This window comes from Oceanibaculum nanhaiense (assembly GCF_002148795.1).
GTDB classification, from domain to species: Bacteria; Pseudomonadota; Alphaproteobacteria; order Oceanibaculales; family Oceanibaculaceae; genus Oceanibaculum; species Oceanibaculum nanhaiense.
Map to the genome: position 1 here is coordinate 1 of NZ_MPOB01000013.1, position 25,535 is coordinate 25,535.

25 protein-coding genes are annotated in these 25,535 nt (G+C 64.1%); 18 read left to right on the forward strand and 7 right to left on the reverse strand.

The window, feature by feature from the left end; genetic code table 11:
* The 7 genes from BKM74_RS18890 to BKM74_RS16745 form a co-directional block, all read left to right on the forward strand.
* Nucleotides 1–209: hypothetical protein (locus BKM74_RS18890; RefSeq protein WP_217895519.1), on the forward strand; the 209-nt coding region annotated here is incomplete at its 5' end.
* A 202-nt stretch (nt 210–411) separates the two neighbouring features.
* On the forward strand, nt 412–1,302 hold the full coding sequence (locus tag BKM74_RS16720; RefSeq protein WP_086466854.1) for an ABC transporter permease: 891 nt from the start codon (nt 412–414) through the stop codon (nt 1,300–1,302).
* Nucleotides 1,299–2,300: an ABC transporter ATP-binding protein gene (locus BKM74_RS16725; RefSeq protein ID WP_086466855.1), complete on the forward strand. Its 1,002-nt coding sequence runs from the start codon at nt 1,299–1,301 to the stop codon at nt 2,298–2,300. Before BKM74_RS16720 ends, BKM74_RS16725 begins: the two co-directional genes overlap by 4 nt.
* Entirely contained in the window at nt 2,297–3,310 is a 1,014-nt protein-coding gene (locus BKM74_RS16730; RefSeq protein ID WP_086466856.1) for an ABC transporter ATP-binding protein, read from the forward strand. Before BKM74_RS16725 ends, BKM74_RS16730 begins: the two co-directional genes overlap by 4 nt.
* A 23-nt stretch (nt 3,311–3,333) precedes the next feature.
* Nucleotides 3,334–4,824, forward strand: a complete 1,491-nt coding sequence (locus BKM74_RS16735) for an amidase (protein WP_086466857.1) — start codon at nt 3,334–3,336, stop codon at nt 4,822–4,824.
* Nucleotides 4,825–4,935: 111 nt separating this feature from the next.
* Nucleotides 4,936–6,021: a D-TA family PLP-dependent enzyme gene (locus BKM74_RS16740; protein ID WP_086466858.1), complete on the forward strand. Its 1,086-nt coding sequence runs from the start codon at nt 4,936–4,938 to the stop codon at nt 6,019–6,021.
* Between the two features lie 16 nt (nt 6,022–6,037).
* Nucleotides 6,038–7,156, forward strand: a complete 1,119-nt coding sequence (locus BKM74_RS16745) for an amidohydrolase/deacetylase family metallohydrolase (RefSeq protein WP_086466859.1) — start codon at nt 6,038–6,040, stop codon at nt 7,154–7,156.
* An 18-nt stretch (nt 7,157–7,174) separates the two neighbouring features.
* Here BKM74_RS16745 and BKM74_RS16750 read toward each other — a convergent pair whose 3' ends face one another.
* Nucleotides 7,175–8,116 carry an AEC family transporter gene (locus tag BKM74_RS16750; protein ID WP_086466860.1) on the reverse strand — a complete coding sequence of 314 codons (942 nt, stop codon included), beginning with the start codon at nt 8,114–8,116 and terminating at the stop codon, nt 7,175–7,177.
* Nucleotides 8,117–8,208: 92 nt separating this feature from the next.
* Here BKM74_RS16750 and BKM74_RS16755 point away from each other — a divergent pair, with 92 nt between their 5' ends.
* Together BKM74_RS16755 and hpxZ are read left to right on the forward strand one after the other, a co-directional pair.
* Entirely contained in the window at nt 8,209–9,384 is a 1,176-nt protein-coding gene (locus tag BKM74_RS16755) for an amidase (RefSeq protein ID WP_086466861.1), read from the forward strand.
* Nucleotides 9,381–9,785 carry an oxalurate catabolism protein HpxZ gene (gene hpxZ / locus BKM74_RS16760; RefSeq protein ID WP_086466862.1) on the forward strand — a complete coding sequence of 135 codons (405 nt, stop codon included), beginning with the start codon at nt 9,381–9,383 and terminating at the stop codon, nt 9,783–9,785. Before BKM74_RS16755 ends, hpxZ begins: the two co-directional genes overlap by 4 nt.
* A gap of 19 nt (nt 9,786–9,804) precedes the next feature.
* Here hpxZ and BKM74_RS16765 read toward each other — a convergent pair whose 3' ends face one another.
* From BKM74_RS16765 to BKM74_RS16780, 4 genes are all read right to left on the reverse strand, one after another.
* A complete protein-coding gene (locus BKM74_RS16765; protein ID WP_086466863.1) occupies nt 9,805–11,499 on the reverse strand; it encodes a M48 family metallopeptidase in 1,695 nt (564 codons plus the stop codon).
* Nucleotides 11,500–11,508: 9 nt separating this feature from the next.
* A complete protein-coding gene (locus BKM74_RS16770) occupies nt 11,509–11,880 on the reverse strand; it encodes a hypothetical protein (RefSeq protein WP_140056116.1) in 372 nt (123 codons plus the stop codon).
* A 9-nt stretch (nt 11,881–11,889) separates the two neighbouring features.
* Complete coding sequence (locus BKM74_RS16775) at nt 11,890–13,509, reverse strand: CHASE2 domain-containing protein (RefSeq protein ID WP_176342590.1); 1,620 nt, start codon at nt 13,507–13,509, stop codon at nt 11,890–11,892.
* Between the two features lie 114 nt (nt 13,510–13,623).
* Nucleotides 13,624–15,237, reverse strand: a complete 1,614-nt coding sequence (locus BKM74_RS16780) for an alpha-glucosidase (protein WP_086466866.1) — start codon at nt 15,235–15,237, stop codon at nt 13,624–13,626.
* A 318-nt stretch (nt 15,238–15,555) separates the two neighbouring features.
* Here BKM74_RS16780 and BKM74_RS16785 point away from each other — a divergent pair, with 318 nt between their 5' ends.
* The 7 genes from BKM74_RS16785 to BKM74_RS16815 all read left to right on the forward strand — a co-directional run bounded on the left by BKM74_RS16785 (nt 15,556) and on the right by BKM74_RS16815 (nt 23,043).
* A complete protein-coding gene (locus tag BKM74_RS16785; protein WP_086466867.1) occupies nt 15,556–16,659 on the forward strand; it encodes an NAD(P)H-dependent glycerol-3-phosphate dehydrogenase in 1,104 nt (367 codons plus the stop codon).
* On the forward strand, nt 16,659–17,411 hold the full coding sequence (locus BKM74_RS16790) for an HAD-IIB family hydrolase (RefSeq protein ID WP_086466868.1): 753 nt from the start codon (nt 16,659–16,661) through the stop codon (nt 17,409–17,411). Before BKM74_RS16785 ends, BKM74_RS16790 begins: the two co-directional genes overlap by 1 nt.
* Nucleotides 17,408–18,925 carry a glucosylglycerol-phosphate synthase gene (ggpS, locus tag BKM74_RS16795; RefSeq protein ID WP_086466869.1) on the forward strand — a complete coding sequence of 506 codons (1,518 nt, stop codon included), beginning with the start codon at nt 17,408–17,410 and terminating at the stop codon, nt 18,923–18,925. The genes BKM74_RS16790 and ggpS overlap by 4 nt, the downstream gene beginning before the upstream one ends.
* Before the next feature lie 90 nt (nt 18,926–19,015).
* Entirely contained in the window at nt 19,016–20,266 is a 1,251-nt protein-coding gene (locus BKM74_RS16800) for an ABC transporter substrate-binding protein (RefSeq protein WP_086466870.1), read from the forward strand.
* A gap of 12 nt (nt 20,267–20,278) precedes the next feature.
* The gene (locus tag BKM74_RS16805) at nt 20,279–21,196 is read left to right on the forward strand and encodes a carbohydrate ABC transporter permease (protein ID WP_086466871.1); all 918 of its coding nucleotides are present in this window, start codon (nt 20,279–20,281) and stop codon (nt 21,194–21,196) included.
* Complete coding sequence (locus tag BKM74_RS16810) at nt 21,193–22,020, forward strand: carbohydrate ABC transporter permease (RefSeq protein ID WP_086466872.1); 828 nt, start codon at nt 21,193–21,195, stop codon at nt 22,018–22,020. Before BKM74_RS16805 ends, BKM74_RS16810 begins: the two co-directional genes overlap by 4 nt.
* Before the next feature lie 6 nt (nt 22,021–22,026).
* Complete coding sequence (locus BKM74_RS16815) at nt 22,027–23,043, forward strand: ABC transporter ATP-binding protein (RefSeq protein WP_086466873.1); 1,017 nt, start codon at nt 22,027–22,029, stop codon at nt 23,041–23,043.
* Here the strand turns inward: BKM74_RS16815 and BKM74_RS16820 are convergent.
* Together BKM74_RS16820 and BKM74_RS16825 are read right to left on the reverse strand one after the other, a co-directional pair.
* Nucleotides 23,040–23,681 (reverse strand): uracil-DNA glycosylase, encoded by a 642-nt coding sequence (locus BKM74_RS16820; protein WP_086466874.1) that lies wholly within the window; start codon nt 23,679–23,681, stop codon nt 23,040–23,042. The two genes, BKM74_RS16815 and BKM74_RS16820, sit on opposite strands and share 4 nt — an antisense overlap.
* Entirely contained in the window at nt 23,678–24,334 is a 657-nt protein-coding gene (locus BKM74_RS16825; protein WP_086466875.1) for a LabA-like NYN domain-containing protein, read from the reverse strand. Before BKM74_RS16825 ends, BKM74_RS16820 begins: the two co-directional genes overlap by 4 nt.
* 188 nt (nt 24,335–24,522) lie before the next feature.
* On the opposite strand from BKM74_RS16825, the gene folK reads away from it, so the two are divergent.
* Nucleotides 24,523–25,023, forward strand: coding sequence for a 2-amino-4-hydroxy-6-hydroxymethyldihydropteridine diphosphokinase (gene folK, locus BKM74_RS16830; RefSeq protein ID WP_086466876.1), 501 nt, complete (start codon nt 24,523–24,525; stop codon nt 25,021–25,023).
* A 91-nt stretch (nt 25,024–25,114) separates the two neighbouring features.
* A complete protein-coding gene (gene rpoZ / locus BKM74_RS16835; RefSeq protein ID WP_086466877.1) occupies nt 25,115–25,528 on the forward strand; it encodes a DNA-directed RNA polymerase subunit omega in 414 nt (137 codons plus the stop codon).
* Nucleotides 25,529–25,535: the final 7 nt, after the last annotated feature.

Below are 25,535 nucleotides of genomic sequence, written 5' to 3' on the forward strand. Positions count from 1 at the left end.
ATAAAATAAAATGGCTCAACCATACGCAGGGAGAGAGAAATTATGAGAGTGTATCATTCATAATTAGAGATGATGCATTGCCAAGTCCTTTATCTGATGTGCTAAAATTTAAAAAAGGAAGTGCATATACTGACAATAAAGAAGATGTGTACGGAAAGTTCAAGTTTGTATATTCGTCTGATATTATTTTTTGTTCAAAAAACCGCTAAGCATTATTTTTGGCCGTTAGGCCGAAGTGACGACGTTCTCTCGTTGACCCCACCGAATTTTTGTCATCATACTTTACAACATAAAGCTGCCCTAAGGCGGTGCTGATGAACAGAGGCGGGGCGAAGTGGATGCAGCAACACATTGAATTCACGACGGAACCGCCTGTTTCGTGTCGCCACTCTCTCTTGAGAGGCTGAGGGCATGGCGGCGGTCACCGAGGGCGGCAATGTTACTGGCAATGCCGCCGAGGCACCCGGCCTGCTCTCGCGTGCCGGCACGGCGATCCGGCGCAACCCGACGATCTTCATCGGCGGGGCCATCCTGCTGATCCTGATCGTGCTGGCGGCCATCGCGCCGTGGATCACCGGCGACCCGCTGAAGCTCACCCCGTCGCAGCGCCTGCGCCCGCCGTCGGAGCGCTGGTGGTTCGGCACCGACCAGTATGGCCGCGACGTCTATTCGCGCACCATCTATGGCGCCCGTGTCTCGCTTGTGGTGGGGCTGGCGGTCGCCGCCTTCGCCAGTGTCATCGGGCTGACGCTGGGGCTGCTCTGCGGTTATTTCCGCAAGGTGGACGCCATCGTCATGCGGGTGATGGACGGTATCATGTCGATCCCCTCGATCCTGCTGGCGATTGCGCTGATCACGCTGACCCGGCCCGGCCTCGGCATCGTGCTGGTCGCCATCGTCATCCCGGAGGTGCCGCGCATCGTGCGGCTGACCCGTTCGGTCGTGCTGTCGATCCGCAGCCAGCCCTATATCGAGAGCGCCATATCGGGCGGCACGCGCGGGCCGAAGCTGCTGGTGAAGCACATCCTGCCCAACACCATGGCGCCGCTGATCGTGCAGGCGACCTATGTCTGCGCCTCGGCGATGCTGGTGGAGGCGGGGCTGTCCTTCCTGGGCGCCGGCGTGCCGCCGGAAATCCCGAGCTGGGGCAACATCATCTCGCAGGGCCGCACCTTCTTCCAGATCGCGCCTTGGAGCATCCTGATCCCCGGCGCCTTCCTCACCCTCACCGTGCTGGCGGTGAACATGCTGGGCGACGGCTTGCGCGACCGGCTGGACCCGAGATTGTCGAGGCGCATGTGAGCATCCTGAAGGTTCGCGACCTGAAGACCCATTTCTTCACGCAGGACGGCGTGGTGCGCGCCGTCGATGGGGTGTCCTTCGAGGTCAGCCAGGGCGAGACGCTGGCCATTGTCGGTGAATCGGGCTGCGGCAAGTCGGTCACCTCGCTGTCGATCCTGCGGCTGATCCAGGCGGAAACCGGCCGTATCGTCGAAGGCTCCATCGAGTTCGAGGGGCGCGATCTCGTGAAACTCTCCGAGGATGAGATGCGGGCGATCCGCGGCCACGAGATCTCGATGATCTTCCAGGAACCGATGACCAGCTTGAATCCGGTGCTGACCATCGGCACGCAGATCGCCGAGAATGTGGTGCGGCATATGCATGTGTCATGGAAGCAGGGGCTGGACCGCGCGCAGGAAATGCTGGAGCTGGTCGGCATCGCGGACGCCAGGCGCCGGCTGTCGGAATATCCGCATCAGCTGTCCGGCGGCATGCGCCAGCGTGTGATGATCGCCATCGCACTCTCCTGCAATCCCAAGGTACTGATTGCCGACGAGCCGACCACCGCGCTGGATGTCACCATTCAGGCGCAGATCCTCGACCTGATGATCGAGCTGAAGCAGAAGATCGACGCCGCCATCATCCTCATCACCCATGATCTCGGCGTGGTGGCGGAAACCGCGCAGCGCGTCGTCGTCATGTATGCCGGCCGCAAGGTCGAGGAGGCGACGGTCGAGGAACTGTTCGAGAATCCGCTGCATCCCTACACGCGCGGTCTGATGCGTGCGGTGCCGCGCCTCGACATCGATGCCGAGGCAGAAGGGCGTCGCGCCCGCCTGCAGGAAATTCCGGGCCTGGTGCCGGTTCTGACCCAGCCGATCCCCGGCTGCGCCTTCGCGCCGCGCTGTACCTTCGCCACCGACCGCTGCCACGCCGAACGGCCGCCATTGGTCGAGAGCCGGCCGGGCCATGTCGCCGCCTGCTGGGAAACCGCCCGCGTGCTGGAGAGTGCCGCATGAGCGCCGAACATCCGAGCCTCGAAGTCCGCAAGCTGGTGAAGCATTTCCCGATTCTGGGTGGCTTTCTGCAGCGCCAGGTCGGTGCGGTGCGCGCGGTGGATGGCGTGTCGTTCAGCCTGAAGCGCGGCGAGACACTGGGCGTAGTCGGCGAATCCGGCTGCGGCAAATCCACCGTCGGCAAGACGGTACTGAAGCTGCTGGAACCGACATCGGGCGAAATCCTGCTGGGCGGGGTGGATGTCACGCATCTCAGCCAGGGCCAGATGTGGGAACATAGGCGGCGCATCCAGACCGTGTTCCAGGACCCGTATTCCTCGATGAATCCCCGGCTGCGGGCGGGCACCATCGTTGGCGAGCCGCTGGAGAATTACAGCCTCGCGCACGGCAAGGAGAAGGACGAGCGGGTCGCGGCCCTGTTCCAGCGCGTCGGCCTGCGGCCGGAGAACATGCGCAAATACACGCATGAATTCTCCGGCGGCCAGCGCCAGCGTCTCGGCATCGCCAAGGCGCTGTCGGTCAATCCCGACGTGATCGTGGCCGACGAGCCGGTATCCGCGCTCGACGTGTCGGTGCAGGCGCAGGTGCTGAACCTGATGATCGATCTGCAGGAGGAATACCGGCTCGCCTACCTGTTCATCAGCCATGATCTGGCGGTGATGCGCCATATCAGCCACCGCATCGCAGTGATGTATCTGGGCCGGGTGGTCGAACTGACCGACAAGCGCACGCTGTTCACGCGGCCGCTGCATCCCTATACCGAGGCGCTGCTGTCGGCGGCGCCGATCCCCGACCCGAAGAAGAAGCGCGCCGACCGGCTGATTCTGCAGGGCGATGTGCCGAGCCCCGCCAAGCCGCCGAGCGGCTGCCATTTCCACACCCGCTGCCCCTATGTGCTTCCCGAATGCCGGCAGATCGATCCGGCGCTGCTGGAGGTCGCCCCCGGCCAGCAGGTTGCCTGCCTCCGTCGACCGGTCGGCGGCGATGCCGCGCCGCTTACCCCCAGCATCTAACCCCCGTAACGAAAGCCTGTCGCATGTCTGCCGAATCGCTGCTGTCCCTGTCCGCCGTCGAATTGCGCCGCCGCATCGGCACGAAGGAGGTTTCCCCGGTCGAGCTGCTGGAAGCCTGCATTGGGCGTATCGAGGCGGTGAACCCGGCGGTGAACGCGATTGCCGCCAAGGGCTACAAACGCGCACGGGAAGAAGCGAAGGCTGCCGAGGCGGCGGTGCTGAAGGGCGGCGACCTGGGGCCGCTGCACGGTCTGCCGCTCGGCGTGAAGGATCTGCAGGATACCGAGGGGTTGCTGACCACGCACGGTTCGCCGCTCTACCGCGACAATGTGCCGAAGAAGGATTCGGCGCAGATCGCGCTGGCCCGGAAGGGCGGGGCCATCGTGACCGCCAAGACCAACGTGCCGGAATTCGGCGCCGGGGCCAACTCGCGCAACCCGGTCTGGGGCGCCACCGGCAACCCGTTTAACCCCACGCTGAATGCCGGTGGCTCGTCCGGCGGTTCGGCGGCGGCGCTGGCCTGCGACATGCTGCCGATCTGCACCGGCTCCGACACTGGCGGCTCCTTGCGCATCCCCGCCGCGATCTGCGGCATCGTCGGCTTCCGCCCCTCGCCGGGGCTGGTGCCGATGGACGGGCGCGGCCTCGGCTGGACGCCGATCTCCGTGCTCGGGCCGATGGGGCGGACTGTGGCGGATACCCGCCTGCTGTTCGCCAGCCAGGTCGGGGTGGATGACCGCGATCCGCTGTCGCAGCCGGTCGATCCGCAGGAAATCGCCGCCTATCGACCGGTCGATCTGGGGACGTTGCGCGTCGCCTGGAGTGCCGATTTCGGCCTGTGCCCGGTCTCGTCCGAGATCAAGCAGCTGATGCGCGGCCGCATGAAAGCGATGGGCCATCTGTTCAGGAGCTGCGACGAACTGGATTTCGATTTCGGCGAGGCGGACCGCATGTTCGACGTGGTGCGCGGGCAGAGCTACCTCGCGCGCTATCACCATTCCTACAATAACGAGCGCGAGAAGCTGGGGCCGAACATCATCGCCAATTACGAGCTGGCGGCCTCCATGTCGCTGGCCGACGCGGCCTGGGCGCATACCGAGCAGACCAGCCTGTTCCGCCGGTTCCAGGCGCTCTACAAGGACTATGACCTGATCCTGGCGCCGACCACGCCGGTCTCGCCCTTCCCCTGGGCACAGCTCTATCTGCAGGAACTCGAAGGCCAGAAGCTGCGCAACTACTATCACTGGCTGGCGCTGACCTACTTCATCACGCTGACCACCAACCCGTCGATCTCGCTGCCCTGCGGCGTCGATGCGCAGGGCATGCCGTTCGGGCTGCAGGCCATCGGCCGCTTCCGCGGCGATCTGGAGTTGCTGAACATCGCACAGGGCATGGAGCAGGCCTTTGCCGGCATTGCGGGCCTCGGCCGCCCGAAGCCGGATCTGGCGACGCTGGCGACGCCGCGTCCGGATCTGAAATCCATCGTCACGGCCCCGCCGGCGGAGAGTGTCTGAGAGTTTACAGAATCGTCATCCTCGGGCTTGACCCGAGGATCCATAGAAGCGGCGCTGTGCGCTGGATGGTCGGATCAAGTCCGACCATGACGACAGAATAGAGAGCAGAAAATGAACATCGAAAAGCTGAAGCGGGAGATCGCCCTCAATTATTCCACCCCGGCGGTGGTCATCGACCTCGACGTGGTGGAGCGCAACATCGCCCGCGTGCAGGCGCTGTGCGACAAGGCGGGCGTGGCCAACCGGCCGCACATCAAGACCCACAAGAGCCCGGTACTGGCCGCGCTGCAGCGTAAGGCCGGCGCGTCCGGCATCACCTGCCAGAAGCTGGGCGAGGCCGAGGTGATGGCCGATGGCGGGCAGGACGACATCTTCATCAGCTACAATCTGCTGGGCGACGAGAAGATGGGGCGCCTCGCGAAGCTGATGCAGCGCGTGACCATGCGCGTCGCCGCCGACAATCCCATCGTGGTTGGCGATCTGGCCAAGGCCGCAGCTATGGCCGGAAAGTCGCTCGACGTGGTGGTGGAATGCGATACCGGGCGCAAGCGCTCCGGCGTCGAGAGCCCGGCGGGCGCGATTGCCGTCGCCCGCGCCATCAAGGAGGCCGACGGGCTGAATTTCGCCGGCTTCATGCTCTACCCGCCCGAGGATGCGATGGCGGAGACGCAGGTCTTTCTCGACACCGCAACGGCGGGCGTGCGCGACATGGGGCTGGAGGTCATGGTGGTGTCCTCCGGCGGCACGCCGAATCTCGTCAATCTCGGCAAGATCAAGGGGGCGACCGAGCATCGCGCCGGCACCTGCATCTTCAACGACCGGATGATGCTGGCCTGTGGTGCGGCCACGCTGGAGGATTGCGCGCTGACCGTCTATTCGACGGTGGTGAGCCGCGCCGCGCCGGAACGCGGCATCCTCGACGCCGGCTCCAAGACGCTGACCGTCGAGACCATGCCGGGGCTGGACGGGCACGGGCTGATCCTCGACCACCCGCAGGCGCGCATCCCGAAATTCTCGGAGGAACACGGCTTCCTCGACCTGTCGGCCTGCAATGAGCGGCCGGGCGTGGGCGAGGTGGTGCGCATCGTGCCGAACCATGTCTGCGTCGTCTGCAACATGGTGGACCGCTATGTCACCGTGCGCGGCGACGAGATAATCGGCGAACTGCCGGTGGCCGCGCGCGGCCGGCTGAGCTGAGAAGAGGGAGCGGGCAATGCACGATCTGGTGCTGAAGGGCGGCCGGGTGATCGATCCGGCGCAGGGGCTGGACAAGGTCACCGATGTCGGGTTCGCGGGCGGCAAGGTGGCCGCCCTCGGCGACGGGCTGGAAGGCAAGGAAGTCCGCGACGTTTCCGGCAAGATCGTCACGCCGGGCCTGATCGATCTGCACACCCATGTCTATTACGGCGGCACCTCGCTGGGTGTCGATCCCGATTCCTATGCGCGGCAGGCCGGCTGCACCACGCTGATCGACGCCGGATCGGCCGGGCCGGGCAACATTCTGGGCTTCCGCAAGCATGTGATCGAGCGCTCGGAAACCCGCATCGTGCCGCTGATCAATATCTCCTATCCCGGCATCTTCGCCTTCTCACTGAATGTGATGTTCGGCGAGAACGAGAATCTGCGCCTCATCTCCTCGCCGGAATGCCTGAAGGCGGCGCGCGAGCATGCCGATCTGGTGCGCGGCATCAAGGTTCGTGTTGGCCGCACCACCAGCGGCCCGATGGCGATTGCCCCGCTCGACATGGCGCTGGAGGTGGCGGACCATGCCGGGCTGCCGGTCATGGTGCATCTGGATTCGCCACCGCCCTACCGCAGCGAGGTCATGCCGCGCCTGCGCAAGGGCGATATCCTGACGCACTGCTTCCGGCCGTTCCCGAACAGCCCGGTGGCCGGCGACATGAATATCCATGACGATGTGCTGGAGGCGCGCGAACGCGGCGTGATCTTCGATATCGGCCATGGCAAGGGCAGCTTCGGCTTCGAGACCGCGCTGACGATGCTGAAACACGGCTTCCTGCCGGACGTGATCTCCAGCGACGTGCATGTGCTGTCGATCCAGGGGCCTGCCTTCGACCAGCTGTCCACCATGTCGAAATTCATGGCCATCGGCGTGCCGCTGGTGGAGGTGATCCGCGCCAGCACGATCAATGCGGCGAAGGCGGTGAACCTTGATGACCGCGGCACGCTGAAGCCCGGCCTGCTGGGCGATGCGACAGTGCTGGAGGTGGAGGAGGGCAGCTTCGATTTCCGGGATTCGACCGGAGAGACGCACAAGGGCACGCAGCATCTGCGCTGCGGCGGGATCGTGCTGAACGGCCGTTGGTGGTAGCGGGCGCTGGTGGTGAGGTCAGCGCACGCCGAGGAACGAGAGCAACAGGGTCATCGTCGCCACCGACAGGGTGGTGGACAGGATGATCGCGGTTGCCGCCTGCGCATCGCCGGCATTGTAGCGCGCGCCGAACAGATAGACGTTCACGCCGACTGGCACCGAGGACACGATCACCGCGACATGCAGCCACAGCGGCTCCAGCGCGAAGACGTAATGGCCGATCAGGAACACCATCAGCGGGTGCAGCCCGAGCTTCAGCGCCGTCATCAGCGTCGCCTCGCCCAGCACCGCACCGCCGATGCGGTAGCCGGCCAGCGACGCCCCCATGGCAAAGATGGCGCAGGGCAGGGCGGCCCGGCCCAGCGTCGCGGTCAGCTGGTCCACCACCTTCGGCAGGTCGAAGCCGCTAAAATGCCAGGTCAGCCCCAGCAGAACGGCGACGATGATCGGGTTGCGCACCAGCCCTTTGGCGATGTTGCGCGGAATCTGCCACATCTCCTGCCGGTTGCCGCGCGATCCCTCGATCAGGATGGTGATGACCGACATCAGCTGCCAGGAATGGAAGGCGATGATGAGGAACACCGGCAGCGCGCCTTCATCGCCATAGATTGTCAGGATCAGCGGAATACCCAGCAGCACCGTGTTGCCGAAGGCCCCGCCCATGCCAACGATGGAGGCGGTCGCGAAATCGCGTTTGAAGACGTATTTGCTGACCAGAAGGCCGGTCGCCCAGGCGATGTAGCCGCCGCCGAAATAGGCGATCAGGAAGCCCCACTCGACATCCTCTGGGAAATCCTGCGTCGCCATGGCGCGGAACATCAGCGCCGGGATCGCGAAATTGAACACAAAGGTGCTGAGGCCCTTGGTGGCGCCCTCCGAGAACAGGCCGAAGCGGGCGACGCCATAACCCAGGAACACGATCCCGAAGACCGGGACGATGATGTCCAGCAATATCTGCATGTCGGAACACGATCCGCTTGCGGTGAGTACGGCGCATCCTTTCGAGGACAGCCGGCTTTGTCGAGCACCAATCGCGCAAGGGAGATCAGCCTATGAAACAGGAGGTGAATGCCTTCGTTCCCGGCACATCCGTGAGGATCGCGGGGAAACCGGGCGGGCCGCTGTCGGACCTCAGCTTCGCGGCGAAGGATCTGTTCGATGTGGCGGGCCATCCGACCGGCGGCGGCAATCATGACTGGGCGAAGTATTATCGTATCCCCACGTCGCATGCCTGGACCGTTCAGGCGCTGCTCGATGCCGGTGCCACGCTGATCGGCAAGACCATCACCGACGAAATCTCGCTCGGTATCTTCGGCGAAAGCGCCTATGACGGCACGCCGCTGAACAGTGCCGCCCCGGACCGGGTGCCGGGCGGTTCCTCCTCCGGTTCCGCCGCCGCCGTGGCGGCCGGGCTGTGCGACACCGCGCTGGGCACCGATACCGGCGGCTCGGTGCGCGTGCCCTCCAGCTTCTGCGGGCTATACGGCATCCGTCCGACGCATGGCCGCGTCAGTGTCGAAGGTCTGATGCCGCAGGCACCGAGTTCCGACACGGCCGGCTGGTTCGCCCGCGATGCCGCGGTTTTCGCGCGGGTGTCGGCGGTCATGCTGCAGGAGGCGATACCAGAGGCGTTGCCTACGAAACTGCTGATCGCGACCGACGCCTTCGGTTTCGCCGATGCCGGAGTTGCAGAGGCGCTGCACCCGATGGTGGAACGGCTGGCCGCACTGCTCGGCAATTCCGATGAGGTGCTGATGGCGCCACCGGGCCTGTCGGTCTGGGGCCGGGCGCAGCGCGTGCTGCAGCCCTATGAGGCGTGGCAGACCTTCCAACCCTGGCTGGACGCCGTGAATCCGCGCCTCGCCTTTACCGTGGCGCGCGGGCTGATCGCCGGATCGCAGGTGACGCAGGAGGAGCGCAGCTGGGCCAGTCTGATGCGGCAGGAGGTGCGCGGCAGGCTGCGCCATCTGCTGCCGGCGGGCACCATCCTGTGCCTGCCGACGACGCCGTTCCCGGCACCCTTGCGCGGGCGGAGCGTCTCGGAACAGCAGGCCGACCGCGACCGCATCCTGTGCCTGTGCGGGCATGGCGGGCTGGCCGGCATGCCGCAGGTGAATTTGCCGGGATCGACGGTGGGCGGGCTGCCCATTGGCCTCTCGATCCTGGGTGGCACCGGCACCGACGCGACCCTGGTTGCAGTGGCAAAAGCGATGGAGAACAATCAATGACTGACATGACCCCGAATATCCCCGAGGTGCTGGCCGAGGTAACGGCCCTGTTCGAACGCTACGAGAAGGCGCTGGCGGAGAAGGATGTCGATGTGCTGGACGACACGTTCTGGAACAGCCCGCTGACCATCCGCTATGCCATGCACGAGAATGGCTACGGTTTCGACGAAATCCACAGTCACCGGGTGCGCCGGCCGAAGGGGCCGGGCATCAAGGAGAAGCGGCTGCGCCTGGAGATCATGACGCTGGGCCGCGACTTCGCCACCACCAACCTGGAATTCAAGATCCGCGACAAGGATCTGATCGGTCGCCAGAGTCAGACCTGGGTGCGCTTTCCCGATGTCGGCTGGAAGGTCGTCGCCGCCCATGTCTCCACCATGGACAAGGCGCCGCTCTGGTAGCCGCCTGGCCAGTCTGGGGTTAGCGCAGCGCCTGAAGCCAGTTCTGCGTCCTTGCCATGTCCGGATCGCGGCCCTCCGCCGCGGTCCGGCAGATCTTCGCCACCTCGCGGTTCTTGAAGGCGCACTCGATGGCCAGCTCCTGCGCGCGTGCCTTCTCACCCTTGCGAAGGTGGTGATGGATCAGCGGCGGGTAGAGTGCGGCCGGGCGCTGGAATTCCTCCCAGGCGTTGGCCAGAACCCGTGCGGCGCTATCCATTGAGCCGGCCTTGCGGTTCAGCTGTTCCAGATCCTTATAGACCGACAGCGGGACGTACGGATCGTTCAGCGCCAGTTCCAGATTCTGCATGGCGCGGTCCCGGTGTCCCTGTTCCAACCGCACCTTGTAGAAGGCATAGCGGGTCCATGCGTGGTTGTTGTACGGGCCGCTGACGGCGCTTCGTGCGGCTTTTTCGGCGGCGGACAGATCGCCCTTTTCGGCCAGGTCCAGCGCCGTGCTGGCATCCCTGTAAGCCTCGGCGAATTCCATGAATTCCTTCGACTTGCGGACCTGTTCGAGCGGTAGGGAGGTCATCGCCGGCGGAATCTCGTCGGCATATTCCCTGTCGAAATAATCCCTGATGGATTCGAGCCTGTCCGTGGCGCTGCGATGGTCGGCGGAGGCGCGGTCGAGCGCGGTGCTGAACTCCAGCGTCGCCGCCTGCAGCACATTGCCCAGCGCGCCGCCGATATTGCCCTGGCTGGTTTGCAGCTGGATTTCCTCCTCCAGCGCCTTCCTGACTTCCTGATAAGGGTCGGGCTTGCTGGCTTCGACGAGTTCCGCTTCCTCCATCTTCTGCATCAGCGCGAACATGCCGTCATAATTGTAGCCAGCGGCGATCAGCAGATCGAGCCCCAGCAGGTCGGCCTCATCCTCATGTTCGCGTGTCCAGCTGGGGAACAGCCCCTTCGAGGTTGCCGTCATGGCAGCCTCCGCCACGATGAGGATGCGCGCGGCCTTCGCCGCCATCTCGTTACCCTTGCCGATCTGCTGTGCCAGGCCGGAGGCGAGGCCCAGCATCAGTTCGGCTCCCGATACGAGATTGCCCTGGCGCTGCTCGAACCAGTCGAGATCGTGATGGCCGCGCAGCACATGGCTGATTTCATGCGCCAGCAGGGCTGCCAGTTCGTCTTCGCTGTCGGCCTGCAGGATGGAGGCCATCGGGATGGCGATGGTGCCGTCCGGCAGTGCCTTGGCCTCGCCATAGCGCTCGCTGGCCGTGACATAGATCATGATCGGCGCGCCGCGAATCGGTGAATGCTCCAGCAGCCGCCGCGCAATCCCGGCGAGATAGGCGTCCAGCACGGGCAGGGCGACGATGCCGCGTTCGTCCATCCGCAGCATGGTCATGCCGGAAATCTGCTCGAATTCCGGCTGGCTCACATCCTTCGCTTCGACCTTCTGTTCGGTACTGCCGGAAGCGTCACCGCCGCCACCGAAACTGAATGTGGCGGAGGAGGTCGAGGATTTTTCGGCGGCTTCCTGCATGGCCGCTTCCAGCGGCGGCTTCCACGCGCCCGGCGTCAGCGTATCGATGAATCGCCCGTCAAACTCGTCCTTGGTGTCCGTGCCGGGCAAGATGCGGTCGAGGAAAGCGTGCGCGGGGGCGGCTGGCCAGACAATGCTGGCCAGGAGAAGCGCGACAAGAGCAAGTCTGGCGGGGCGGGGGAATATCATCGCTGGCTCCTAGGGCTTGCACTTTTCCAGATTGCCACGCGTCGAGGCGTAGCTCGTCACCTGATCGCGGCAACGCACCTCGACGGTGATCTTCTCGTCGGTCTCTACCTGGTGTGGCGCCAGCCAGTAGTGCTTGCCGCCAATCTCCACCTTCAGCCGGTTGTTCGGCGCGACTTCCAGAATGGCGATCGGTGTCTCTACCGTTTCGCCAGGCAGGGAGTCCACCCGTGGCCCGTCGGCGGCGCTATAGAGGTTCAGCTTCTTCGATTTTATGGCCATGACCTGACCCGGTTCTGCCAGCGTCGGCGTGGCGAAATGCAGGGCAAGGGACAAGGCGACGAAAGCGGCCACAGCCAAGAGGGGGCGGGGTGAGAATTTCATCTTTTCCTCCTATGCAGGAAGCCGGGAGCTGCCCCTGCGCGCCAGATAGCGCAACAGGACGAGACCGCCCATGGCGGCAAGGCTTTTCGGCAGGTGAATGATGGTACGAGCCGCCGAGGCGGTGAAAATACCCCACAAATTGATGGGGGCGAGCTTCAGCTGCTCGAAGGCGAACAGCGCGATGCCGATCTTCGCCGCCCAGATCGCGGTCAGCCCGGCAAGGATCGCCAGGACGACAAAGATCAGCCATCCGCCGGTGCGAACCAGAATGTGCCAGGCCCCCGCACCGGCCGGAAAGGAGAGGTGCGTTGCGTCCAGTGTCCGGAGGAAGATCGATGTCAGGATCTGGACGATGATCAGTGCGGCGATGTTCGTCGCGAGGCTGGATGTCACCGGCCCGAACAGGGTGCCGCTGTCGTGGCGGACATAGCGGCTGCCGCCATTGCCATCGCCATAGACCAGCAGATTGTCCAGCGCCATGGCGTGCCAGAAGACACCGGGCAGGGGCTGGTGCGCCGGCAGGGCAACCAGATCGTCGGCCATCGCGAAGCTGCTGCCGATCAGGATGTATTTGTTCTCGAGATGCCGTTCCAGCACATCGCCGCCCTGTTTGTGCAGATCGCCGGCTGCCAGGGTCACATGCGGCGGACAGATCTGCCGGTACGGAGAACCGCCATTCTCTGCCCTGGGCGCGATGCCGGCGAAATCGAGACCGGCCATCCCCAGAAAGGCACCGGCAATGCGCAAGGGCCGGCTTTCCGGCAGATCGCGGCAGGCAAAGATGCCCGCCCCCTGCGTGCTGCCGCCACGCGGCGGCCAGACGATGGACATACGCTGGTTCGGATCGTCATTGGCGATGCAGGTGCCGGCTGCCACACCGCCCCGGAACAGGGCGCAGGCGGCGGACAGGCGCCCGTTCCGGGAATCGTGCAGCGGGTAATAGGCCGGATTGTAGGTGACGCTGACCTCGCCCGCTGAAGGTCCCGGCAGGTCGAAGATAACGGTCTTGTCCTGGCCTTCGGCTTTCTCCCCGCCGGACAGGAAGATCGGAACCGGCGTGTCGTGGTAGCTGTCATAGTCGGCCAGCACGGCTTGCAGCCGGTCATATCCCGGCGCATTCCGCCGGCTCAGGAAACCAACATCGATGAACACCGCCTTTGGCTGGAAATCCAGGATCACTTCCAGCATGCGGGCATAGACGGAGTAGGGCGGCGGCCAGATGCCCATCTCCGGCGATTCCTCGGCAAAGGCGGCAAGATCGTCATCGGTCATCAGAATGACCGTGATGTTGTCGCGCTGCGTGTCCGGATAGTCAGGCCGGATGATCTGGTAGAAGAAGGCATCCGACTCCAGCTGGGTCTTCTCCGTCAGATCGAACGGGTCGAGCAGGGCAACCAGCAGCGTCAGCAGGATCGCGGGCAGGGCCGTCAGTCCGGCCAGATCGGCCCAGCGGATGACCGGGGTGCCATAAGGGTACCAGCGCAGGGTGAAGACCGGGCGTGTGAAGGCCCGCTTCAGCCGCCGCCTTGCCCGCAGGGAACCGCGCAGGAGGCGTGCCCTTTGCGCTGGCCGTTCAGCGGTTTCGGGCGAAATGCCGCTATCCGAGGTTTCGCCCTGGACCACCGTCATGCTCCGTGCGGTAAGGCTGCGCGTGGCATCGCACCCGCACATCCGGGAAGATTAACCCATCTTGGGTTGTGGAATAATGAAAAATGCGCGCGATGGACGGGTTTGTGCGTACCGCTATTCGACAAGCGCGAAGAAGGCGCCGAAGGGCGGCAGCGCGATCCGGTCATCCTGGATTTCGCCGGCGTCCAGACCATGATTGTTCAGCTCTTCGCGCACCTGGTATGGCAGCGCCACGCTGCGCGGCGTGTCTTCCAGATTGAAGGCGGCGAGCAGCTTCTCCTCACCCAGGGTCCGGGTAAAGGCGACGAGATTGGATTCCGCCGTGAGGAAGTCGATACCGCCCAGAATCAGCGTCTCCTGGCCGTGCCGCCAGCGCAGGAACTTGCGGGTGAAGCTCAGCACCGAATTCGGATCAGCCTCCTGCGCGCCAACGCTGCGGCGCAGATGTTCGTTCGGGACCGGCAGCCAGCCATCGACGGTGGAAAACCCGGCATGGCGGTCATTGTCGTCCCACGGCATCGGCGTGCGGCAACCATCGCGCCCCGGGAAATCCGGGAAAAAATTCAGCCCGTACGGATCCTTGATCTGCTCATAGGGCACGTCGGCTTCCGGCAGGCCCAGCTCTTCGCCCTGATAGAGGAAGATGCTGCCGCGCAGGCAGGTCAGCAGCGCGATCAGCAGCTTGCAATAGGCATCCGGCGCATCGCGCCCGCCCCAGCGGGTGGCGACGCGCGACACGTCATGATTGCTGAAGGCCCAGCTCGGCCAGCCATGGCGGCGGCTGTCATGGAACGGAAAGAAGGTTTCCGGCAGCAGCTGGGTGTCCAGCGTTTCGCCCAGCAAAGCGAAGGAATAGGCCGTGTGCAGCGGGCCTCCCAGGCCGGCATATTCCTGCATGACCTTCAGGCTGTCGTCGGCGGCGATCTCGGCGATCAGGACGATATCGCCATACTCCTGTGCGACATTCCGCAGATACCGCAGGAAATCGAGGCTTTCCGGCTGCGTCTTGTCGTAGATATGGAGCTGGCGGTTATAGGGATTGTTGGGCTTCACGCCATCGGTCGGCGGGGCTTCCGGCGGGCGCGGCGGGTTGGAGCGCAGCAGCGGATCGTGCATCAGGAAATTGCAGGCATCGAGACGGAAACCATCGACGCCACGCTCCAGCCAGAAACGGCATTCGGTGATCAACGCTTCCTGCACCTCGTTATTGTGCAGGTTCAGGTCCGGCTGCTCCGGCAGGAAATTATGCAGGTAATATTGTTCGCGGCGCGGTTCCCAGGTCCAGGCCGGGCCGCCGAACATCGACAGCCAGTTGTTCGGCGCCGTGCCGTCGGGCCGTGGGTCGGCCCAGACATACCAGTCTTGCTTGGGATTGGCGCGCGTGCGGCGGGATTCCTGGAACCAGCGGTGCCGGATCGAGGTGTGGCTCAGCACCATGTCGATGATGACTTTCAGCCCATGCCGGTGCGCGGCGGCCAGCAGCAGGTCGAAATCCTTCAGCGTGCCAAAGATCGGATCGACTTCCCGGTAATCCTCGATGTCATAGCCGAAATCGACCATCGGCGAGCGATAGAAGGGCGATATCCAGATCGCATCGACACCAAGCTGCGCGACATAGGGAATCCGCCGCAGGATGCCGGGCAGATCGCCAATGCCATCGGCGTTGCTGTCCTGAAAGCTGCGCGGATAAATTTGATAAATAACCGCGCCGCGCCACCAATCGCTCATCAATACCTCAAGAAAAATATTGGTTTATGTGTGTGGATTAATTGGTTTATTGTTCAGTAAATACCGCTCTCATATTAATTGTTATTTCATTTTTTGGACTTTTCCATTCTAAAAAAACCTCCATGAATTTCTCGTCGGCGGGGGTGATGCCACAGGGGGTGGAATTTAATGGGGTATCCACTATAATCGGAGGGATCATCCTATCCAATTTCGACTTTCAACGATGCGCGACAAAGGAGAGCGGACGTGACCGCCAACGGTTCAGCCATGGATACACGAGCCATGGATACACGAGACGGTGGGGCCGACAACAGGCTTATGGCGGAGTCTCCCTTCGATAAGGTCGCCGTGATCGGTGCCGGCGCCTGGGGTACGGCCCTGGCGATGACCGCGCATCGTGCCGGCCGGCGCGTATCGCTATGGGCGCGCGAGGCGGAGATTGTCGAGGCGGTCGCCAGGGATCGCCGCAATCCGTTCCTGCCGGATTATCCCTTGTCGCCGGAAATCGCCGTGTCCGGCGATATGGCGGCGGTTGTGGCCGATGCCGGGCTGGTCATCCTGGTGGTGCCGTCGCAGTTTTTGCGGCCGATGACACGTGCGGTCGAGGCGGCGTTGGCGCCCGGCGTGCCGGTGGTGATCTGCGCCAAGGGCATCGAGACCGACAGCGGCAAGCTGATGTCCCAGATCGTGGCGGAGGAGATGCCGGGCAGGCCGCAGGCCGTGCTGTCCGGCCCCAGTTTCGCTGCGGAGGTGGCGGAAGGCCAGCCGACTGCCGTGACCATCGCCTCGGAGGATGCGGTTGGCGGTGCGGTGGAGGCGACAGCAAGCCTTGCCGCGAAAATCTGCCTGGCGCTTGGCAGCGATAATTTTCGCCCCTACATCTCTGACGATCCGGTCGGTGTCGAAGTTGGCGGCGCGGTGAAGAACGTACTGGCCATCGCCTGCGGCATCGCCGACGGGCTGGGGCTGGGCTCCAACCCGCGCGCGGCGCTCATCACCCGGGGGCTGGCCGAACTGAAGCGGCTGGCCGAGGCGCTGGGCGGCCGCCGCGAGACGGTGACCGGTCTGGCTGGTATCGGCGACCTGACGCTGACTTGTTCCAGCACGCAGTCGCGCAATTTTTCCTTCGGCCGTGCGCTCGGCCAGGGGCAGACGCCGCAACAGGCGCTGGCCGGCAAGAAATCCGTCGCGGAAGGTGCTGTGAACGCGCGCTCCGTCACCCAGCTCGCCCGCCGGCTTGGCGTCGAGATGCCGATCTGCGAGGCGGTGAACGCCATCCTGCATGACGGGCTGTCGATTCAGGATGCGGTGCAGGCACTGCTGACGCGTCCGATCAAGGCAGAATCCCGCGAACTGGAACCGCATGTAACCCTGCCGCATCCTTCAGCGGCAACGGAACCGCAACCTAACGACATGGTGTAATGCAAAATCTCAATCTCATTCTGGCGACCGATCTTGATGGCACGTTCCTGGGTGGCAGCGACGAACAGCGCCGCGCCCTCTATGACCAGCTGAATCAGCGCGACGACGCGCTGCTGATCTTCGTCACCGGGCGCGATCTCGATTTCATCCGCGGGCTGATCGAACAGCCGGGCATGCCGCGGCCGCACTACATCATTGGCGATGTCGGTACCACCATCGTCAATGGCCGTGATTTCGCCCCGCTGGCTGAGGTGCAGGACGAGATCGGCGCGCTGTGGGGGGATGCCGGCGACCGGGTGCGGGCGATGCTGGCGGACGAACCGGGGCTGGAATTGCAGCCCACGCCGTTTCACCGCCGGGTCAGCTATTATTATCAGCCGGACGCGTTGCGTCCCGAGACGCTGCGCAAGATCGAGCAGGCCGGCTTTGACTGGCTGCTGTCGGCGGAAACCTTCCTGGACGTGCTGCCGAAGGGCGTGGCCAAGGGGCCGACGCTGCTGCGCACGGTCGCGGCGCTTGGCCTGCCGCAGGACCGCGTGCTGGTCGCCGGCGATACGCTGAACGATCTGTCGCTGTTCGAGACGCAGCTGAAGGGGGTCGCGGTCGGCAATTCAGAACCGAAGCTGATCGACGCCATCGACGGCTATGACTGGGTCTATCGCAGCCCGTTGCCGGGCGCGGCGGGAATCGCCGATGCGTTGCGGCATTTCCGGATGCATCCAAAGGCAATCGAGGGGGAGAAAATCTCATGAGCAAATCGGATCTCGTCATCGTCTATCACCGCCAGCCCTATGAGGAGGCGATGGAGGGCGGTCGGCGGGTCTATCGGGAGAACAAGAGCCCGAACGGCATCGTGCCGACCCTGAAGAGCTTCTTCGGCCGCATTGCCGAGGGCCGCGGCGCCTGGGTCGCCTGGAAGCAGGTGGCGGCGAAGCAGCAGGAGAAGTTCGACCGCGTCATCCGGATCTCGGACAGCTATGGCGACTATGCGGTTTCCCGGCTGCCGCTGACGCCGGAACAGGTGAAGAGCTTCTACCATGTGACCTCGAAGGAGGCGCTGTGGCCGATCCTGCATTCCTTTCCCTGGCTGTTCCGTTACGAGAATGCCGACTGGAACACGTTCCGTGAGGTGAACTGGCTGTTCGCCGAGGCCGCCGCCGCGCAGGCCGAGGATGACGCGCTGGTCTGGGTGCATGACTATAATCTCTGGCTGGTGCCGAAATATCTGCGGCAGATCAAGCCGTCGCTGAAGATCGCCTTCTTCCACCACACGCCGTTTCCGGGCCCGGACGTGTTCAACGTGCTGCCCTGGCGCACCGAGATCGTGGACAGCCTGCTCGATTGCGACCTGATCGGCTTCCATATCCCGCGCTATTCCAAGAATTTTGCCGATGTCGCGCGCTCGCTGCGCAATGTCGATGTCGATACGGCCGTACCGGTCGAGGACGGTATGTCGCCGGTCGGTATGGCGCTGTCGGAGCCGGTCGCCCCGGTGCGGCTGCGGCACAATGGCCGGACCGTCAACCTCGATGCTTTCCCGGTCGGTACCAATCCGGAGGTCATTACCGAGCTGCTGAATGGCGAGCCCAGCCGGCAGATTCAGAAGACCATCCAGGAGGAGCTGGAAGGCCAGCGGCTGATCCTGGCGGTCGGCCGGACTGACTACACAAAGGGCATGAAGGAAACCTTGCAAGCCTATGAAAGGCTTCTGGAACGCCGGCCGGAACTGCATGGCAAGGTGAAGCTGCTGCTGGTCTCGGTCTCGGCCGCCAGCGGCATGAAGATCTATCGCGATACGCAACGCGAGATCGAGGGGCTGGTGGGCCGCATCAATGGCCGTTTCACCAATCTGCGCTGGTCGCCGGTCTTCCTGTTCTCCAACGCCATCCCGTTCGACCGGCTGATCGCCTATTACAAGATGGCGGATATCTGTCTGATCGCGCCGTTGCGGGACGGGCTGAACCTTGTTGCCAAGGAGTTCGTGGCGGCAAAGCAGGGCGATCTCGGCGTGTTGGTGCTGTCGGAATTCACCGGCTGCGCCGTCGAACTGCCGCAGGCCGTGTTGGCCAACCCCTATTCGGCGCGCGCCATGGATGCGGCGCTCGACCAGGCGCTCGACATGTCGGTCGAAGAACAGCAGGAGCGCATGCGCGCAATGTACCAGAATGTGCTGCATTACGACGTGTCACGCTGGGCGCACCATACGCTGGAACGTTTCGGCGAGATCGGCGAGGGCTTGCGCACCAAGCCGGAAGCGGCGGCCTGATCGCAGCTTTACGGGCAGGAGGGTACAAGGGACGGTTCCATGGGGTGTCCACCCGGCAGCATATACGGCAGGGCGTTTGGCGTTCTTGCCGTGCTTCTCATCGGCGTTTGCGGCCTTTCGGCGGCGCCCGCCGCGCAGGGCGTGCGCATCGCGATCTCCTGCGGCGCCGTCGGGGTGGAGCTGGAACTGTGCCGCGAGGGCGTCTCCGCCTGGGAGGAGTTGACCGGCAACCGGGTTGAGATCGTCTCGACACCGAATTCCTCGACCGAGCGCCTGGCGCTCTATCAGCAGATGCTGGCGGCTGGTGCCAACGATATCGACGTGTTCCAGATCGACATCGTCTGGCCCGGCATATTGGGCGGCTATTTCATCGATCTCGCCCCTTATGCGGATGATGAACCGGCACGGCATTTTCCCCAACTGATCGCGAATGACACGGTGGAGGGCAAACTGGTGGCGCTGCCCTGGTGGACCGATGCCGGTGTGCTGTTCTACCGCCGCGATTTGCTGGAAAAGCACGATTTCGACCCGCCGGAAACCTGGGCGGAGCTGACCGCCATTGCCGGCACTGTGCAGCAGGCGGAGCGCGAGGCGGGCGAGAACGACCTTTGGGGCTATGTCTGGCAGGGCCGCGCCTATGAGGGATTGACCTGCAACGGGTTGGAATGGATCGACGCGTTCGGCGGCGGCACCATCGTCGCCGATGACGGCACGATCACCGTGAACAATCCGCGTGCCGCCGAGGCGCTGGATCTGGCGGCCTCATGGATCGGCACGATCTCCCCGCGCGGTGTGCTGAACTATGACGAGGAGGCAGCGCGCGGCGTGTTCCAGAGCGGCCGTGCGGTGTTCATGCGCAACTGGCCCTATGCTTGGTCGCTGGCGCAAGGCGAGGACAGCCCGGTGCGGGGCAAAGTCGGCGTGGTGGCGCTGCCATCGGGGTCGCCGGACGGGCAGCGCAGCGCCTGCCTCGGCGGCTGGCATCTGGCGGTCTCGCGGTTTTCCGATCACCCGGCCGAGGCGGCCGATCTGGCGCTGTTCCTGACCAGCGCCGAGCGGCAGAAGGTGCGCGCCGTGCGCGGTTCCTACAACCCGACGCGCCCGGCCCTCTACGAGGATGCGGAGGTGCTGGCGGTCAGCCCGTTCTTCGAGACGCTCTATAAAACCTTCGAGAACGCCAATCCGCGCCCGGCGCGGGCGACCGGCACACGCTATAACCGCGTCTCCTACGCTTTTTCGCGCGCGGTGCATGAAATCCTGTCCGAGGGCATCGACCCGGCACCACGCCTGGCCGAGCTGGAGCGCGACCTGCTGCGCCTCAGCCGTGGCGGGCAATGGTAGGGAGGAGGGAGCATGACCAGCGACCTGACCCGTTCCCGCATCCGTTCCGCCTGGCTGTTCCTGGCGCCGATGCTGCTGGTGCTGGCGCTGGTTGCCGCCTGGCCGCTGGCCCGCACCCTGTATTTCAGCCTGACCGATGCGGAACTGTCGCGGTTTGGCGAGTACAGCTTTGTCGGCTTCGCGAACTTCCTGGCGTCGGAGCGCGGCGTTACCTACGGCATCCTGGCAGACCCGCTATGGTGGAAGGCGGTCGGGAACACGCTGTTGTTCGCCCTGGTGTCTGTGTCCTTCGAGACCGTGTTGGGCGTCATTATCGCGCTGGTGCTGAACGCGCAGTTCCCCGGCCGCGCCCTGATGCGCGCCGCCGTGCTGATCCCCTGGGCGATCCCGACCGTGGTGTCGGCCAAGATGTGGGCCTGGATGCTGCACGACCAGTTCGGCATCGTGAACGATGCGCTGCTGCGCCTCGGCGTGATCGCGGCGCCGGTGGCCTGGCTCGCTTCCAGCGATCTGGCGCTATGGTCGGTGGTGGCGGTCGATGTCTGGAAGACCACGCCCTTCGTCGCGCTGATGGTGCTGGCGGCGCTGCAGATGCTGCCGCGTGACTGCTATGAGGCGGCACGGGTGGACGGCATCCATCCGATCCGGGTGTTCTTCCATGTCACCCTGCCGCTGATCAAGCCGGCGCTGATCGTCGCGGTGATCTTCCGGCTGCTCGATGCGATGCGGGTGTTCGACATCGTGTACATCATGACCGGCAATGCCGAGGCGACGATGACCATGTCGGTCTATGCCCGCCAGCAATTCGTGGATTTCCAGGATGTCGGCTTCGGTTCCGCCGCCTCGACGCTGCTGTTTGCCGCCATCGCGCTGTTGACGGTGATCTACCTGATGGCAACGCGCGCCGATCTGGGCGGGAGGGCGCGATGATGCGGCTGCTGAAAGGGGCGGGGTTCTGGCTGCTGGTGGCGGCGATCCTGTTCTATCTGCTGTTCCCGTTCTATTACGCGGTGCTGACCTCGCTGAAGAGCGGCTCGGCGGTGTTCCAGGTGGATTACTGGCCGAAAGAACTGGATTTCTCCAACTATGTCCGGGTTTTCACCGAACAGCCTTTCGCGCGGAACATCCTGAACTCGCTGCTGGTGTCTTTCGCCGTGGTGGCGCTGTCGCTGTCACTGGGGCTTGGGGCGGCCTTCGCGCTGGGCCGCGTGCGTTTCCGCGGACGCATGACGCTGCTGCTGACCATCCTCGGAGTCTCCATGTTTCCGCAGGTGGCGGTGCTGTCCGGCATGTTCGAACTGGTGCGCGGACTCGGCCTCTACAACAATCTGCTGAGCCTCGTGCTGTCCTATCTGATCTTTACCCTGCCGTTCACGGTCTGGGTGCTGACCACCTTCATGCGCGGCCTGCCGGGCGAGATCGAGGAAGCGGCAATCCTGGAGGGCGCCACGCCTTTCGTGCTGGTCACCCGCATCTTCCTGCCGCTGTTGTGGCCGGCGATGGTGACCACCGGCCTGCTGGCCTTCATCGTTGCCTGGAACGAGTTTCTGTTCGCGCTGACCTTCACACTGACCAACACGCAGCGCACGGTGCCGGTCGCCATCGCGCTGATCACCGGCGGCAGCGAGCACGAACTGCCCTGGGGCAACATCATGGCGGCCTCCGTCACCGTCACCGTGCCGCTGATCCTGCTGGTGCTGGTGTTCCAGCGCCGTCTGGTGGCCGGGCTGACGGCCGGCGCGGTCAAGGGATAGGGAAACATGGCGTCTGTCAGACTGGAAAAACTCCGCAAATCCTTCGGCAGGACCGAGGTGATCCGCGATATCGACCTGGAGATCGCGGATGGCGAATTCGTCGTCTTCGTCGGCCCGTCGGGCTGCGGCAAATCCACGCTGCTGCGGCTGATCGCCGGGCTGGAGGATGCCACATCCGGCGACATCTGGATCGGCGAGGACCGGGTAACGCTGACCGAGCCGGCAAAGCGCGGCGTCTCCATGGTGTTCCAGTCCTATGCGCTCTATCCGCATATGACCGTCCGCAAGAACATCGGCTTCGGTCTCAGCCTGTCCGGCACCGCGAAAGGGACGGTGGAAGAACGGGTAGGCCGTGTCGCGGGCATGCTGCAGATCGGCGAGTTGCTGGACCGGCGGCCGCGCGAACTGTCGGGCGGGCAGCGCCAGCGCGTCGCCATCGCGCGCGCCATCGTGCGCGAGCCGCGCGTCTTCCTGTTCGATGAGCCGCTGTCCAATCTCGATGCCGCGCTGCGCGTGCAGACCCGCGTCGAGATCGCGAAGATGCACCATGATCTCGGTGCGACGATGATCTATGTCACGCATGATCAGGTGGAGGCGATGACGCTCGCCGACCGCATGGTGGTGCTGAATGGCGGCCGGGTGGAGCAGGTGGGCAAGCCGGCCGACCTGTATCACCGGCCGGACAATCTGTTCGTCGCGCGCTTCCTGGGCTCACCGCCGATGAATCTGCTGCCGGTGAAGGCCGGTACCAAAGGGCTGGACTTGCCCGCCGCGCGCAAGGCCGAGACGCTGGGTGTCCGCTCGGAGGATATCGCCTTGAGTGCTGACGGCCCGCTGGAAGCGAAAGTGACGCTGGTGGAGGAACTGGGCGAGACAAGGCTGGTGCATGCAACGCTGTCCGACGGTACAGGCCTTGCCTTCCGCCATCGTGAAGACCCGTCGCCGCGCCGGGGGGACAGCGTCAGGCTGGCGCTCGATCCGGCGCGCTGCCATTTGTTCGACAAGGATGGAAAGCGGCTCTAGCCAATCTTCTGGCCGATTGCCCGGAACACATCCTCGAACATCTCCGGTGTCAGCCGGCCGGTGTTCGTGTTGTAGCGCGAGCAATGATAGGAATCCGCCAGCAGCACACCGTCCGGCATTTCGTGCAGCGCGCCATGCCCGAAGGGATAGAGCACCTTGCGCACGCCATAGGCGGACAGCACGGAGGTATGCGCGATCGAGCCCAGCGCCAGGATGATGCGCAGGGAGGGCAGGGTGGCCAGCTCCGACTTCAGATAGGGCCGGCAGGCATTGATCTCCGCCGGGGTTGGCTTGTTCTGCGGCGGCACGCATTTCACCGCATTGGTGATACGGCAGCCCTGGAGGCGCAACCCGTCGGCCGGATCGCGGCCATAGTCGCCTTTCGCCCAGCCGAACTTTACCAGGGTCGGGTAGAGCAGGTCGCCGGCGTAATCGCCGGTGAAGGGGCGGCCGGTGCGGTTCGCCCCCTTCAGGCCGGGTGCAAGCCCGACGATCAGCAACTTTGCCGAGGCGTCGCCGAAAGGCGGGACGGGCGCGTTGAAGAAGCCGTCATGCTTCTGCCGGTTCTCTGCCCGGAACTCAGCCAGCCTTGGACAGATCTGGCAGTCGCGCGCGGGCTGCAGGGCGCCCGGTATCACCGCCGGCCGCCGGAGCGATCCTGGAAGATAACCTCGGCCTCGCCTTCGCCCTCGACCTCATCCTCGTCATCGAAATCGTCTGGGCCGGCGAAGCGTTCCTGGCGGTCGTCGCGGCGCGGCCCCTGATGCTTGCGCGCGATCTCACCTTCGATATCCATCAGTTCGATGAAACTGTCGGCCTGGCGGCGCAGCTCGTCGGCCACCATCGGCGGGTTGGAGCGCACGGTGCTGACCACCGACACGCGCACGCCCTTGCGCTGCACCGCCTCGACCAGCCGGCGGAAATCGCCATCGCCGGAAAACAGGATGATGTGATCGACACGCTCGGCCATTTCCATCACGTCGATGGCCAGCTCGATGTCCATATTGCCCTTCACCTTGCGGCGGCCGCTGGAGTCGGTGAACTCCTTGGTCGGCTTGGTGACCATGGTGTAGCCATTGTAATCCAGCCAGTCGATCAGCGGCCGGATCGGCGAATACTCGGCATCCTCGACCAGCGCCGTGTAGTAGAAGGCGCGGAGCAGGCGGCCGTGCTGCGAAAAGAACCCGAGAAGCTTCTTGTAATCGATGTCGAAGCCGAGGGCACGGGCGGCTGCGTAAAGATTTGATCCATCGATAAAAAGAGCAGTCTTTTCTTCACTGTAAGATATCATTTCCTGGCTTTCTCGAATATGTGCTTGGTCAAAAGAATTGAAGGTTAATTTCTCGTCATTAACTGTTCTATTATCCCATAAACAGTCGGATTTCGCTATTTATCTAAGGTGCATAATTGGTTATGGCAAGGGGCGATATCCGCCTTTGTTCGGGATGATGTGCGGCGGAGTGGAAAAGAGGCGGGGCGATGATTCTGGTGGCAATAGGCTCCAACCTGCCAGGTGCCGGGTTCGATACGCCGCGCGCGGTCTGCCTTGCCGCGCTGGAGGCGTTAGAGCGCGAACCGGACATCCGGGTCGTCGCACGCTCGCGCCTGTTCGAGAGCGCGCCGGTGCCCTTGTCCGATCAGCCCTGGTATGCAAATGGTGCCGTGCTTGTGGAAACCACGTTGCCGCCGGCGCCCTTGTTGGCGCGGCTGCATGAGATCGAGGCACGGTTCGGCCGTGTCCGGCAGGTCCGCAACGAGGCCCGCGTACTGGACCTCGATCTGCTGTGCTATAATGAGATTGTGAACGACAGGCCTGAATCGCCGCCGGTTCTGCCGCATCCGCGCCTGCGGGAGCGGGCTTTCGTGCTGCGGCCGCTGCTGGATATCGCGCGCGGCTGGCGTCACCCCGGCGATACGCTGGAGATTTCCGCCCTGCTGGCAGCGCTGCCGCCGGGACAGGCACTCAATCCGATCCGTTAAGAGCACGGATTTTGTATGCTTTCCTTGTGTTGCGGCGCAGCAGTCGCTATATGTTCTCTTTCGTGTCGATTTCCAATTTTCGGAGAGTTGTATGGCCCGCGTTACGGTCGAAGATTGCGTTGAGCGGATTCCCAACCGGTTCGAGCTGGTGATGATGGCCAGCCATCGGGCACGGCAGATCGCATCTGGCGGGTCGCTGACAATCGAACGGGACAATGACAAGAACCCGGTTGTCGCCCTGCGCGAGATCGCCGACGAGACGATCGAGCTGGACACGCTGAGCGAGGCGCTGGTGAAGCGCGAGCAGCACACCCAGGAGCCGGACGAACTGGTCGAGGACGATACGCTTGAGCTGATGGCGAGCGAGGCCGGCATTCTCGGCCCGCAGGGCAGTGACGATCAGCCGCGCGTTGCCGCCGACGAGGACGATTCCGACGGCGAAGCCGAAGAGGCTGGTGCCAAGTTCGAGGATATCGACGACGACATGCTGAGCGGCGAACGCTGATCCGGTC